The sequence below is a fragment of the Pseudomonas sp. CMR5c genome, assembly GCF_003850545.1.
Taxonomy (GTDB): Bacteria; Pseudomonadota; Gammaproteobacteria; order Pseudomonadales; family Pseudomonadaceae; genus Aquipseudomonas; species Aquipseudomonas piscis.
Genome location: NZ_CP027705.1, coordinates 5,525,146 through 5,537,895, shown reverse-complemented (window position 1 = coordinate 5,537,895; position 12,750 = coordinate 5,525,146). Strand labels below are relative to the sequence as shown.

12 protein-coding genes are annotated in these 12,750 nt (G+C 62.3%); 6 read left to right on the top strand and 6 right to left on the bottom strand.

Features of this window, described 5'->3' with window-relative positions; translation table 11 throughout:
- Window positions 1-38: 38 nt before the first annotated feature.
- Window positions 39-362, bottom strand: a complete 324-nt coding sequence (locus tag C4K40_RS25455) for a hypothetical protein (RefSeq protein ID WP_053131820.1) — start codon at window positions 360-362, stop codon at window positions 39-41.
- A 167-nt stretch (window positions 363-529) separates the two neighbouring features.
- On the opposite strand from C4K40_RS25455, the gene C4K40_RS25450 reads away from it, so the two are divergent.
- Together C4K40_RS25450 and C4K40_RS25445 are read left to right on the top strand one after the other, a co-directional pair.
- Window positions 530-1,240 (top strand): response regulator, encoded by a 711-nt coding sequence (locus tag C4K40_RS25450; RefSeq protein WP_053131817.1) that lies wholly within the window; start codon window positions 530-532, stop codon window positions 1,238-1,240.
- Window positions 1,237-2,571, top strand: a complete 1,335-nt coding sequence (locus C4K40_RS25445) for an ATP-binding protein (protein ID WP_053131814.1) — start codon at window positions 1,237-1,239, stop codon at window positions 2,569-2,571. The genes C4K40_RS25450 and C4K40_RS25445 overlap by 4 nt, the downstream gene beginning before the upstream one ends.
- A gap of 132 nt (window positions 2,572-2,703) precedes the next feature.
- Here the strand turns inward: C4K40_RS25445 and C4K40_RS25440 are convergent, their stop codons facing one another.
- A complete protein-coding gene (locus C4K40_RS25440; RefSeq protein WP_022640719.1) occupies window positions 2,704-3,441 on the bottom strand; it encodes a hypothetical protein in 738 nt (245 codons plus the stop codon).
- 371 nt (window positions 3,442-3,812) lie between these two features.
- The gene (ppk2, locus tag C4K40_RS25435) at window positions 3,813-4,706 is read right to left on the bottom strand and encodes a polyphosphate kinase 2 (RefSeq protein WP_164485063.1); all 894 of its coding nucleotides are present in this window, start codon (window positions 4,704-4,706) and stop codon (window positions 3,813-3,815) included.
- 396 nt (window positions 4,707-5,102) lie between these two features.
- Here ppk2 and C4K40_RS25430 point away from each other — a divergent pair, with 396 nt between their 5' ends.
- Complete coding sequence (locus C4K40_RS25430) at window positions 5,103-5,771, top strand: M35 family metallo-endopeptidase (RefSeq protein WP_053131810.1); 669 nt, start codon at window positions 5,103-5,105, stop codon at window positions 5,769-5,771.
- A 115-nt stretch (window positions 5,772-5,886) separates the two neighbouring features.
- Here C4K40_RS25430 and aceE read toward each other — a convergent pair whose 3' ends face one another.
- Complete coding sequence (aceE, locus tag C4K40_RS25425) at window positions 5,887-8,556, bottom strand: pyruvate dehydrogenase (acetyl-transferring), homodimeric type (RefSeq protein ID WP_022639709.1); 2,670 nt, start codon at window positions 8,554-8,556, stop codon at window positions 5,887-5,889.
- A gap of 178 nt (window positions 8,557-8,734) precedes the next feature.
- Here aceE and C4K40_RS25420 point away from each other — a divergent pair, with 178 nt between their 5' ends.
- Complete coding sequence (locus tag C4K40_RS25420; protein WP_022639708.1) at window positions 8,735-9,187, top strand: MarR family winged helix-turn-helix transcriptional regulator; 453 nt, start codon at window positions 8,735-8,737, stop codon at window positions 9,185-9,187.
- Between the two features lie 4 nt (window positions 9,188-9,191).
- Here the strand turns inward: C4K40_RS25420 and C4K40_RS25415 are convergent, their stop codons facing one another.
- Window positions 9,192-10,310 (bottom strand): hypothetical protein, encoded by a 1,119-nt coding sequence (locus C4K40_RS25415; RefSeq protein WP_022639707.1) that lies wholly within the window; start codon window positions 10,308-10,310, stop codon window positions 9,192-9,194.
- A 117-nt stretch (window positions 10,311-10,427) separates the two neighbouring features.
- Between C4K40_RS25415 and C4K40_RS25410 the strand changes: the two genes are divergently transcribed.
- Together C4K40_RS25410 and C4K40_RS25405 are read left to right on the top strand one after the other, a co-directional pair.
- Complete coding sequence (locus C4K40_RS25410; RefSeq protein WP_022639706.1) at window positions 10,428-11,057, top strand: glutathione S-transferase family protein; 630 nt, start codon at window positions 10,428-10,430, stop codon at window positions 11,055-11,057.
- Window positions 11,058-11,342: 285 nt separating this feature from the next.
- Window positions 11,343-12,071 (top strand): LuxR family transcriptional regulator, encoded by a 729-nt coding sequence (locus C4K40_RS25405; protein ID WP_083456904.1) that lies wholly within the window; start codon window positions 11,343-11,345, stop codon window positions 12,069-12,071.
- Here the strand turns inward: C4K40_RS25405 and C4K40_RS25400 are convergent.
- Window positions 12,041-12,679 (bottom strand): acyl-homoserine-lactone synthase, encoded by a 639-nt coding sequence (locus C4K40_RS25400; protein WP_371263432.1) that lies wholly within the window; start codon window positions 12,677-12,679, stop codon window positions 12,041-12,043. The two genes, C4K40_RS25405 and C4K40_RS25400, sit on opposite strands and share 31 nt — an antisense overlap.
- Window positions 12,680-12,750: the final 71 nt, after the last annotated feature.

Genomic DNA, 12,750 nt, shown 5'->3' with positions numbered 1-12,750 from the left:
CAAGCTTTAATCTTGAAGCTTGTCGCTTGCAGCTGTCTTTACGCCTGTTTGTCGTCGCCGCGTTCGATGCTCTGGGGCTGGCCCTGTTCGATGACCCAGCGCAGCAGGTCGGTGACCGAAACCCGATGCTTGCGCTCCACCCATTCCATGCCTTGGGGGCTGTAGTGTTCGCTGTAGCGGGTCAGCACCAGGTGGTTCTGGTCCTCGGACAGGCGCAGGCTGACCTCGCGGCAATGCAGGCTGGCGTCGTCGAGCTTGGTCACCCGCTGCAGCAGCGTCAGGGCCGGTTGAGTGAGGCAGGGTTCGGGCAGTTCTTCGCGGATGGCTGGGGCGGGCGCCGAGGTGTTCTTGATCAGGTGCATGGTCGGCTGTTCTCCAGTGGGGGGAGGCCGATGCTGGCAGCCGAACCTTGCGCAAAGATGTCTGCTTTATTGCAGCGTTGCAGGTTTGTTACCGGGTTGAAATATATGACGCGACGCGGCGAATGGTTTTAGATAACGCTCCTTTCCACTTGAAGTGATCCCCGCCGGTGAGCCGTCTCTTGATCGTGGACGACGACGTCGAAGTCCTCGCCCTGCTGAAGAAATTCTTTGTCCAACAGGGCTACGAGGTCGGCGTGGCCACCGATGGCGCCGGGTTGTGGGCGGCCTTGGAGCGGGACGTGCCGGATTTGATCATCCTCGACCTGATGCTCCCCGGCGACAACGGCCTGACCCTGTGCCAGCGCCTGCGGCTGCAACATGCCACGCCGGTGATCATGCTCACGGCCATGGGCGAGCTGAGCGACCGGGTGGTGGGCCTGGAGATGGGCGCCGACGATTACCTGGGCAAACCCTTCGATGCCCGTGAGCTGCTGGCACGGGTGCGTGCGGTGTTGCGCCGCTCCGGCGAGAGCCGGCCGCTGGCCGGTGAGGTACCACGGCCGTTGATCCGCTTCGCCGACTGGCAACTGGACCTGACCCGGCGCGAATTGCGTTCGCCGGACCAGGTGATGATCCCGCTGTCGGCGGGGGAGTTCGACTTGCTGCTGGTGTTCGTCGAGCATCCGCAGCGCATCCTCACCCGCGAGCAGTTGCTCGACCTGGCCCGGGGCCACGCCCATGACGCCTTCGACCGCAGCATCGATGTCCAGGTCAGCCGCCTGCGGCGCAAGCTGGAGTTCGATACCAAGCGCCCGGCGATGATCCGCACGGTGCGCAACGGCGGTTACCTGTTCACCCCCAGCGTGACCCGCCAGTGAAGGCGCTCAAGCCGCTATGGCGCTATCGGTTGCGCGATACGGTGGCGCGCTGGATCGCCCTGACCATCATCATGGCGATGCTCACGGCCCTGGCCTTCAATGCGTTGTTCGTGCAGTTGGCCGGGGTCTGGGCCTATCCGTCCCTGGAAGAGTCGGGAATCCTGGAGAACTCGGCGTCGATCGTGCTGATGATCGAGGCCTCGGAGCCGGGCCAGCGTGCACGGCTGGCGGCAGCGGTCAGCCATGAGTATTCCAGCGTGGTCTGGCAGCCGACTCGCGAGGCTTTCAATCTGCCGGTCGTCGAGGACTCTGAGTACGTGGGAGAGGGCATCCGCCAGGCGCTGGAACCGCCTACGCGGCGCATGGAGGCCTACATGCCCAGCGACTGGCCGGGGCCCAATGGCCGCTACGCTCTACTGGTGCAACTGACCGACCAATCCTGGCTGATGTTCTCCTCGACATCCCGCAGTTGGGGGCTGGATGAGAGCACCCGCAACTTGATCGTCATCGCCCTGGTGCTGGTGTCCACGGGCCTGGTGGCATGGATCGCCACCCGCCGCCTGGCCAGGCCGTTGCAGCAATTCGCCCAGGGCGCACGACGCTTTGCCCTGGATTTTCACGCGCCACCCATCGAGCCGGTGGGCCCCCACGAGATCCGCCAGGCGATCCTGGCGTTCAACGCCATGCAGGCGCAGTTGCAGCATTTCATCAAGGACCGTACGCAGATGCTCGCAGCCATTTCCCATGACCTGCGCACGCCCTTGACCCGCATGCGCCTGCGCGGTGAGTTCATCGAGGATGCAGACCAGCAGCAACGGCTGTTCCGCGATGTGGACGAGATGCAGGCCATGATCAACTCGGCCCTGGAGTTCTTTCGCGACGATGCACGCCTGGAGCAGGCGACCCAGTTCGACCTGGCCGAACTGCTGCAGACCCTGGTGGACGATTATCGCGACCAGGGTCTGGAAATCACCTTCAGCGGCCCATCGCGCCTGGTGTATGGCGGCAGGCCCCTGGGGCTCAAGCGGGTGATGACCAACCTGCTGGACAACGCCCTCAAGTACGGCGTCGAGCCGGCCATCGAGCTGGAGCAGGGGGCTGAGCAGGTGCGGGTGCGAGTTTTGGATCGTGGCCCGGGCATTGCGCACGAGGCGTTGGAGCAGGTGTTCGAGCCGTTCTTCCGCCTGGAGACGTCACGCAACAAGAGCACCGGCGGCGTTGGCCTGGGCCTGTCGGCGGCCCGGGCCATCGTGCGTGAGCATGGCGGCAGCTTGCGCCTGTTCAACCGCGAGGGCGGCGGGCTCGAGGCTCGGGTGGAACTGCCGCTGTAACCCTTGTACCTGGGCGGTTCTTGTAGCCGCTGCCGAACCTGCGTACGGGCGCGTAGCGGCCGTTGTGGTTGAAGGCCCTGCGGGCCTTGTCGCAGTCTCGCGTCGCTCGACAGCAGCGACAGGTGTCGTGGGTCAGGACCAGTCGAAGCAGAACAGCACCAGGCCTTCAACCGGTTCGTAGAACATCACGATCAGGTCGGCGCCGCGGATGCCGTAGTTGTAGGCCGGTACCCCCAGGACGTGCTGGAAGCGGCGGCCCGCGGGGCTCAGGGGCCAGACGTCGATGTCGCCGCTGTCATCCTCGGCTTCGACCACGTCCATGGGGAACTCCACGGTTTCCACCCAGTTGCCATAACCTTCGGCCACGCCACCGACTTCCTCGATGAAGTTGAGCTTCTGCCCGTTGTCCCGGGGCCAGGTCAGGTGCCCGAGCTCCTGGTAGCGCAGACGGGCGGCCTGGTAGGCGGCGCGTTGTTCGCTGTAGTGCTGTTCCAGGTCCACACGGGCGTTGCGCTCGGGATCGGCCAGGTGGGCGTTGTCCGGGTGCAGGAAGAAGTAGCGTGGATCACCGCACAGGCGATAGCGCCCGTCCTCGATCTTGAAACCGATCCAGTTGGTCTTCAGCAAGTCGCTGCCAAAGCCCTGGCCCTCGGTGAACATGCCGACCAGGCCGCCGCTGGGTTCGATGGGGTTGAGCAGGTGCAGGCGAGCGGACCACTCGGGGTTGATCAGGCTGGCGTCGAAGGACAGCAGCGGCAGCAGGTGTTCGGCCAGCTCTTGCTGGTCGGCGACGAACAGGTCGCGGGCGTCTGGGTAGGCCACGGCGCCAGCCGGCAGCTGGTTGAATTCCGGGGTCGGGATAGTGGGCATGGAGCATCCTTGGTATCGAGCGATTAACGTGCGCAAGTCACTGCGCGATTCAGGAAGAACAAGAGGCAAGCGGTCGAGCAGGGTCGATGGTTGCCGGATGATCGGGTGCGACGCAGTGCCCGGGCGCTGGTGGCCGGGAGCAGTCGGGTGGTAGCGAATGGCCTGCCGCGCGCAAGGCTTGCGGGGCGGGCGAAACAGCGAGCGCCAGGGGGCGCGGGTATCGGAGGGTGTTGCTGGGCATCCATGTCCAAGTCCGGTCTGTGCAATACGCGGTCATTGCCGGGGCCGGCAATTTAACACCTGGCGAGGGCCCGGGCCAGGCGCACCGCGACACGGGTCCTGAGGCCCGTGTGCAGCGCGCGAGGATGACCTTAGAACGACAGTGCGGGGCCTGTGGTGTCGATGTCCGCCGCCAGCTGGCCGGGGCGCTCATCTTCTTCCAGCCCCCGCGAGGCGCGACCCACCAGCAGCGGATCGGGAGCGTGGGCGACCTTGGGATCCTTGCCCGGGTAGTCCAGCTCGTGCAGGAAGTGGCGGATGCAGTTGATCCGGGCGCGTTTCTTGTCGTCGGACTTGATCACCGTCCACGGTGCGTCGGCGGTGTCGGTGTGGAAGAACATCGCCTGCTTGGCGCCGGTGTATTCGTCCCATTTGTCCAGGGACTTGATATCGATGGGCGAGAGTTTCCAGTGCTTGAGCGGGTCGTCGCGGCGCGAGATGAAGCGTCGCAGTTGCTCTTCGCGATTGACCGAGAACCAGAACTTGAACAGCAGGATGCCGCTGTTGCACAGCATGCGTTCCAGTTCCGGAGTCTGGCGCATGAACTCCAGGTATTGCAGGGGCGAGCAGAATTCCATGACCCGCTCGACACCGGCGCGGTTGTACCAGGAGCGGTCGAAGAAGACCATTTCCCCCGCCGTCGGCAGGTGCTGGATGTAGCGCTGGAAGTACCACTGGCCCTTTTCCTGCTCGGAGGGTTTTTCCAGGGCGACGATCCGCGCGCCGCGGGGGTTCAGGTGCTCCATGAAGCGCTTGATGGTGCCACCCTTGCCCGCGGCGTCACGGCCTTCGAACAGCACCACGATGCGTTGCCCGGTTTCCTTGACCCAGTTTTGCACCTTGAGCAATTCGATCTGCAACTCGTGCTTGGCCTTCTCGTACTCGGCGCGGCGCATGCGGTTGCGGTAGGGATAATTGCCCGGCAGCTTGGCCGAGACGCTGTCTTCGTTGGAGCCACGAGGCGCGCTGGCGATCTGCAGGGCCATGGGGGTCTGTTCGAGATCGACCTCGATGGCCTTCACTGCCGCAGCCTTGGTGGGTGTGCTGCGCGGGCGGCGGGTGCGGGGTGTGGCGGGCTTGCGTGCCGGAGGCTTGGCGGGGCTGGTTGCGCTGGTCTTGGGCAGCACTTCAGGGAGGGGAAGTGCGCGGGAATCTTCACTCATGGCGGGGGCCTGCGGATCTTGTTCAAAGGGGTAGCGACCAGTGTAGGGAGCGCAAAGCACCGCTCGTTGACTTCCATCAAGGTTGTGCTCGGGAGATGGCGCTAGGCGCTGGGGCAAATGTGGAAGCAGTTCCTGCTGATACAGCGTTCGGGTGGGGAATCCAATGCAAGTGCCGCCCCGTTCGGGGTGGTCTCTGGAACTTGCAAAGGATGCTGAATCATGGATATCCGATCCCTTGTCTATTCATCCTGCCCCCGGCTGGCGTATCGGCTGTGGAGGCTGTTGCTGTTGTTGGGGCTGAGTGCGGCGGCGCAATCGGCGCTGGCGATCAACGTGGCCTTCGATGCCTCGTGTTCGACCCAGGCCGATCGCACCGCGGTGAGCAACGCGGTGGCGGTGGCCACTACCTGGTCCAATGATGCCTACAACCGGGTCAACAACAACGAAGCGGTCTTTCGTCGTAACGGCGACCCGGTCTATCAGACATGGTTCGGCGTCTTCAGCCAGGATCGTTATCAGCGAGTGCGTGCGGTACTCGACGGGGTGCGCTTCAAGCTCAACAGCGGCAATACCCTGACGGCCCGTTGCCGGACCAACCCCGTCGATCCCTGCGACAGCGTAGATGTTATCGCGGCGACCTACGTCAATGCCCGCGGGGACATCGAAGCCTGGTTCTGCACGGCGTTCTTCGCCTTGCCGCCACGGGTGGGCTTCGATACCCAGGCCGGTAGCGTGGTGCATGAGCTGACCCACTCGATCGGCCACACCGCCGATATCCCGGGTGGCTATGGACCGGTGGGCGCGCGTGATCTGGCGACCGATCACCCGGAACAGGCAGTGGAGAACGCCGATAACTACGAATATTACGAGGAACAGATGTACGACTGACCAGGGCTGGTCGGGGAACGCGTCCACGCCTCGGGGCAAGCCCCGGGGCGTTTGGCATTGGAAGGGGGTACAGCGAGGGTGTGCCTTGCCCGGGTGGGCAAGGCAGTTTGCAGCGTCAGACCTTGGCTGGGTTCTTCTTCTCCGGATCGATGCCGTACAGGGCGATGGCCTCGGCGACCTTTTCCCGTGGCAGGCTGCCTTCGTCGGCCAGGGCCTTGAGGGCGGCCACGGCGATGAAGTGACGGTCGACCTCGAAGAACCGACGCAGGGACTCACGGGTGTCCGACTGGCCGAAGCCGTCGGTGCCCAGGGCGACGAAACGACGCTTGGGTACGAAGGGACGGATCTGGTCGGCGAAGATCTTCATGTAGTCGGTAGCGACCACCACCGGGCCTTCCTTGTCTTGCAGGCAGCTTTCCACATAGCTCACGCGAGGCTCCTGCTCGGGATGCAGCAGGTTCCAGCGCTCGGCTTCCTGGCCGTCGCGACGCAGCTCGGTCAGGCTGGTGACGCTCCAGACCTCGCTGCTGACGCCGAAGTCGGCTTCCAGCAGCTTCGCGGCGGCGTTGACTTCCTGCAGGATCGAGCCGCAACCCATCAGCTGCACGTGCTTGCCCTTGTTCTGCTTGGCCGGGGCCGAGAAGCGGTACATGCCCTTGAGGATGCCTTGCTCGACGCCTTCGGGCATGTCCGGGTGGGCGTAGTTCTCGTTGAGCAGGGTGATGTAGTAGTAGATGTCCTCGTTCTCGACATACATGCGGCGCATGCCGTCCTGGATGATCACCGCCAGCTCGTAGGCATAGGTCGGATCATAGGAGACGCAGCACGGGATGGTGGACGACATCACGTGGCTGTGGCCGTCATCGTGCTGCAGGCCTTCGCCCATCAGCGTGGTGCGCCCGGAGGTGGCGCCGAGCAGGAAGCCACGGGCCCGGGCATCGCCGGCGGCCCAGGCCAGGTCGCCGACCCGCTGGAAGCCGAACATCGAGTAGAAGATGTAGAACGGGACGGTCATCACCCCGTGGTTGCTGTAGGAGGTACTGGCGGCGATCCACGACGAGATGGCCCCGGACTCGTTGAGTCCCTCCTGCATGATCTGGCCGTCCTTGCTCTCCTTGTAGTAGCTGAGCTGGCCGGCGTCCTGCGGGGTATACAACTGGCCCACGTGGGAGTGGATGCCGATCTGGCGGAACAGGCTTTCCATGCCGAAGGTACGGGACTCGTCCGGCACGATCGGTACCACCAGCTTGCCGATGTTCGGATCCTTGAGCAGGGTGCCGAGGATGCGCACGAAGGCCATGGTGGTGGAGATCGCCCGATCGCCGGTGCCCTTGAGCTGGGTCTCCAGGGCCGACAGCGGCGGGATCTGCAGGGACTGGGCATCGCTGAAGCGCGCCGGGATATGGCCACCGAGCTTGCCGCGCACGGCCTTCAGGTAGTTGGCCTCGACGCTGTCCGGTGCCGGCTTGAGGTATGGCATGTCGCCCAGTTGCTCATCGCTGAGCTCCAGGCCGAAACGGTCGCGGAAGGCCTTGACCGCCTGGTCGCCCATCTTCTTGAGCTGGTGGTTGATGTTCTGGCCTTCGCCGGCCTCACCCATGCCGAAGCCCTTGACGGTCTTGGCCAGGATCACGGTCGGCCCGCCGGTGTGGCGCATGGCCGCGGCGTAGGCGTTGTAGACCTTCTCCGGATCGTGGCCGCCACGGGAGAGTTTCCAGATCTGCTCGTCGGTCATGTCGCTGACCAGTTCCAGCAGTTCGGGATACTTGCCGAAGAAGTGCTCGCGCACGTAGGCGCCGTTCTGCGACTTGTAGTTCTGGTAGTCGCCGTCCACGCATTCCATCATGCGCCGGCGCAGCAGGCCGCTCTTGTCCTTGTCCAGCAGGGCATCCCAGCCGCTGCCCCAGATCACCTTGATCACGTTCCAGCCAGCGGCGCGATACAGGCTTTCGAATTCCTGGACCACCTTGCTGTTGCCGCGTACCGGACCGTCTAGGCGCTGCAGGTTGCAGTTGACCACGAAGATGATGTTGTCGAGTTTTTCCCGACCGGCCAGGGAGATCGCCGCCAGGGATTCGGGCTGGTCCATTTCGCCATCGCCCAGGAACGCCCAGACCTTGCGGCCCTGGTGTTCCTTGAGGCCACGGTTCTCCAGGTAACGCATGAAGCGTGCCTGGTAGGCGGCGGTGATCGGACCCAGGCCCATGGAAACGGTGGGGAACTGCCAGAAGTCGGGCATCAGCCGTGGGTGAGGGTAGGAGGACACGCCATCGCGGTCGGTTTCGCGGCGGAAGTTGTCCAGTTGCTCTTCGCTCAGGCGGCCCTCGAGGAAGGCGCGGCCGTAGATGCCTGGCGAGGAGTGGCCCTGGATGTAGACCATGTCACCGGCGAACTGCTCGGTGCGGCCACGGAAGAAGTGGTCGAAACCTACGTCGTAGAGCACTGCCGCCGAGGCATAGGAGGCAATGTGCCCGCCGACGTTGGAGTGCTTGCCGGCGCGCAGCACCATGGCCAGGGCGTTCCAGCGGATGTAGGCGTTGATCCGCTTCTCTACGGCGAGGTCGCCTGGGTAGGGCTGTTGGCGGCTGACCGGGATGGTGTTGACGTAGGGCGTGGTCACGCGCCCGTAGAAGTCGCCATGTTGGGCGACGTCGAAATCCAGCAGTTGGTCGATCAGGTAATGCGCCCGAGGGCGGCCTTCGACATTAAGAACCGATTCAATGGATTCGAGCCATTCACGAGTCTCTTGTGGATCCTCGTCGAGAAACACTGATTGTTGTGCCATCGTCGTCTCCTGGGCAGTACAGCGGGGAACACCGAGTCGTTCGGTGCCATAGCGAGGGGCATCGGCGGTTGCCGATATTGTTCAGAATCCAGATGATTGCAATTGCAATTATTCTCGGGAATTTATCGTGCACCGCGTTACAATTGCAACTAAATCGATTCTTGAAAAAAGGTGATGCATGTCTTCCAGCGAGCCGGATACCTGGTTCAGATTCGTCAGGGCCCACCGCTGCCTGATTCGCGAAATCGAACGCCGCCTGGCTGCCGCCGGGCTTCCGGCCTATGCCTGGTACGACGCCTTGTGGGGGCTGGAAAGCGGCCCTGGTGGTACCCGGCGAATGAACGAGCTGGCCGATGTCATGGCGATCGAACGCTACAACCTGACACGCCTGATCGACCGTCTGGAGGCCGAAGGCCTGGTCGAGCGCAGCCGGGCCAGCGAGGACGGCCGTGGTGCCTGCGCCTCGATCACCGAGGCCGGCAAGGTGTTGCGCAAAAAGATGTGGCGAATCTACGAAGATGCGGTCGCCGAGTTGTTCCTGGCGCAGTTCGATGAACAGCAACAGCGCTTTTTCAGTGATGCCCTGGAGCGCGCGGCCAGCGCCGCGCGCAGGAGTGGGCGAGAGGCCTAGGCCTTCATTGCAGCAGGTAGCGGCGCATGGCCTGCTTGACGTATTCCTGGGGAACCTTGCCGTCCTGGGCCAGGGCGCGCAGGGCCAGGGTGGCGATCCAGCGTTTGTCCACGGTCTTGCTGGAAATCGGACGGGTCGGCAGTGAGCCGATGGAATCGGCACCCAGGGCGACGAAACGCGAATTCAGATGGGCACCGATCTGCTCGGCCACATGTTGGGCGTACCCGGTCACGGCGACCACCGGCGCATCCTCGACGTTCAGGCTGTCGCGCAGATGCGATGAGCGCCGCGGCAGGTCCGGGTGCATGCGGTTCCAGCGCAGGGCGCTGTCGGCATCACGGGCCAGGCGGGTATAGCTGGGGCAACTCCACAGTTCGCAACCCACGCCCCAGTCCTCGTGCAGGATCTGCGCCGCAGCGATCACCGCGCGCAGGCTCAGCCCGGCTCCCAGCAGGCGGACCTTGGGGCGATCGGGCCCGGCCTCCAGCTCGGCGATCTTGTACATGCCTTGCAGGGCCTGGTTGATGCTGTGCTTGTCCATCGGGCCGACGAAGTCATTGGGCTCGTCGTGCAGGGCCATGTAGTAGAAACCGTTGCTTCCATCTACATACAGGCTTTTCAGCGCCGCCAGCGCAATGGCCCGGGCCTCGGCACCGCTGGCCGGGTCGAAGGGCAGGCAGCGAGGATTGGCCGCCAGCCACAACGGTACCCATGGATGCGCACCCTTGGGCCAGATCGAGGAAATGGTCTCGATATCGTTGCACAGGATCCCGCGCTGGGAGGACTCGCTCGACAGGGCGCATAGCTGGGCCGATGTGGAGGAACTGGTCAGGTACAGCAGCGGTTTTTCGCTGGCGCGGGCCTGGGAACTGAAGTGCAGGGGCCAGGCGCTGATCCGGGTGTGCTCGGGCGCGGCACCGGGACGCGTGTTGGAACGCACCACCCAGATGTTCTTCGCCGTTCTCGGATCCCTCTCCAGACGATTGGCGATGTCGATCATGGTGTAGAGCGGTGAAGAGCATCCTTCGCTGGCCTGGACGGCCAACGTCTGGATCTTGTCGATGCAGGCTTGCGCGGCCTCGCCGGTCTCGCGCGTGGTCCTGAAACTGGAAAAACCCATCATAACTTCGAAGCTCTCCGTGCGTTCCGTCATTCTTGCACCATACTGTACGCCTCAATATGATTGCAAATGCAATAAGATTCAAACGCAGTGACATTCGCAGCAGTCAACGGAGGACTCATGAACACGCCAAAATCCCTCACTTTCTATACCGCAGACACCCCAAACGGACAGAAAATCAGCATTTTCCTCAAGGAAGCCGGCATCGATTGTGAACGGGTGAAATTCAATCTGTCCGAAGGGCGCCAGCACTCCCCGGAGTTCCTGCAGATCAACCCCAACGGCAAGATCCCGGCGATCGTCGATCATGAGGCTGGAGTCTCGGTATTCGAGTCGGCAGCGATCCTTGGCTATCTGTCGGAAAAATACGACTGCCTTCGAGCCCAGTCGCCGACCGAACAACTGGCGGTTCAGCAATGGCTGTTCTTCCAGGTCGGCGCCATCGGTCCGATGCTCGGCCAGCTCTGGTGGTTCCTCCATGGCAGCAAGACCGCCAACCAGGAAGCCATCATGCGCTACCGCAAGGAGTCGCTGCGTATCTATGGCGTAGTCGACAGCCAGCTGGCCAAGCATGCCTACCTGGCTTCGAACAACTATTCCATCGCCGACGTCGCGGCGTTTCCCTGGTTGCGCACCCATGAGGAGCTGAACCTGGATATCACTCCGTTCCGCCATGTTCGCCGTTGGCTGGATGCGATCGAAGCGCGGCCGGCGGTAAAGGCTGGCTTGGCCGACTCCCGGGAAGCCTAGGCGAACCCGGGAATGTCAGCTGGTTCGATGAACCGCTCTGGCCCTGTCGGGAAAGAGCGGTTTTCTGCATTCATAGTGGGTACGAGGTTGGATTTACTGCCGGTTCGGTCATTGAGTCACGGGCTTCGAGAAGGTCGATATCTCCTGTTGAACTCACGTTGTAGTTAATTTGTGTAGTGATTATTTGTCTTTACTACATAAAAGCTTTTGAGTTGAGTGGCAGGGGTGGCGAAGTCAGAACAACAAGATTCACGGACTGAACACTATAAAGAACATGGAGTTCTTATGAGCACTCAATTAGTTAGTGGCAGACAAGTAACCGATGATGAAGCTGAACTTGATTATCTGCTGAAAAATGCCTTCGAGAAGCGTCTGCCGCCCCTCGATGGTTGTCAATATGCCTATTTCACCATGCATAAAGGGCGGCAAGTAAAGCCGCTGATCTTCTCCAGTTATCCAAAGCGTTGGCTGGATATCTACAAGGCTTCCAATTACCACTTGATCGATCCGGTAATCAATCATGGATTGAAGTCCATTGCCCCCTTTTCCTGGCGCGAAGCGCTTGAGTCCGCGGAGCCAGGGCAGGGCGATAAATTATTCGCGCTATCCGAGAAATATCGGATATCCACCGGTTTCACCTTCAATCTCCATGACTCCAATGGTCTGTTCGCCGCGCTGAGTATTTGTAACACGGAATTGCGGGCCGACTTCGATCAGGTCATGACCCGGCATACCGCTGAGATCCAGATGGCGCTGATCCAGTTTCACAACAGCCTGATGGACAGGTTCACCCCCAATGAGCTGTTTCCCGAGAAGGACGATGCCAGCCTGTCGAATCGGGAAATGGGAGTCCTCCAATGGGTGGTCAAGGGCAAGACCTACGGGGAAATCGCTGCGATCCATGCGATTTCCGTACGCACGGTGAAATTCCACATGTCCAACATCGTGCACAAGTTGCAGGTCTGCAATGCCAAGCAGGCGGTCTACAAGGCTGTGAGCATGGGCATGGTCTGAGGCGCTCGCCTGACGCTGGCGGAGCGTTGGCGTGGGCCTGCAGTGTGTAGTTCGTACAGGTGGTTGCCGCCCTTGGTGGCGATCATCGCCTGCAGGCGCCCGGCATTGTCTGGCGATATCGGCATCTTGAGCAGCAATACCCGCTCTCCGGGTGAGGCCTGCCCGCTGTCGAGGATCTCGTAGTGCCATCCGGCCCGGCGCACGATGCGTGACATGGCTTGGCTCACCACGGTGACGATCGACTCCAGGCCTGTGTGTGCTCCATGGCTGTGCATGGCCAGCAGGAGCATTTCGGTCAGTGGCAGGCGCTCCAGCCCGAGGGCGCGGGAACGGGTCTTGTCGACGAAGAAGCGACTGGACTCGGCGATCAGGCGGTGCTTGGGCGCGGGCTGGCTGAAAAAACTGCGGAATGGCCCTTCCACCATGTAGGGATGCAGCGTGTTGATCAGGCGCAGGCTGGCCAGGGGGATTCCGGTGTGGACTCCAACCAGGTAAGTGGCGTGGGGATTGTCGTATTCATCGATTTCCTGGTCACCGCAGACATTGACCTTCCAATTGAGCCGGTCGGCGAAGACTTCCTTGCGCAACCCATACAAGTTTCCCAGCAAGTCCTGGGACGCATTTGTGTGGTCGATATTATAAAAACTGACTTTATCCATACTTATTGTTATTTCCGTCC

Coding starts and splice junctions, on each gene's coding strand:
- C4K40_RS25455 (WP_053131820.1), bottom strand. CDS start 362: ATGCACCTGATCAAGAACACCTCGGCGCCCGCCCCAGCCATCCGCGAA.
- C4K40_RS25440 (WP_022640719.1), bottom strand. CDS start 3,441: ATGCCCACTATCCCGACCCCGGAATTCAACCAGCTGCCGGCTGGCGCC.
- ppk2 (WP_164485063.1), bottom strand. CDS start 4,706: ATGGCCCTGCAGATCGCCAGCGCGCCTCGTGGCTCCAACGAAGACAGC.
- C4K40_RS25430 (WP_053131810.1), top strand. CDS start 5,103: ATGGATATCCGATCCCTTGTCTATTCATCCTGCCCCCGGCTGGCGTAT.
- aceE (WP_022639709.1), bottom strand. CDS start 8,556: ATGGCACAACAATCAGTGTTTCTCGACGAGGATCCACAAGAGACTCGT.
- C4K40_RS25420 (WP_022639708.1), top strand. CDS start 8,735: ATGTCTTCCAGCGAGCCGGATACCTGGTTCAGATTCGTCAGGGCCCAC.
- C4K40_RS25415 (WP_022639707.1), bottom strand. CDS start 10,310: ATGATGGGTTTTTCCAGTTTCAGGACCACGCGCGAGACCGGCGAGGCC.
- C4K40_RS25410 (WP_022639706.1), top strand. CDS start 10,428: ATGAACACGCCAAAATCCCTCACTTTCTATACCGCAGACACCCCAAAC.
- C4K40_RS25405 (WP_083456904.1), top strand. CDS start 11,343: ATGAGCACTCAATTAGTTAGTGGCAGACAAGTAACCGATGATGAAGCT.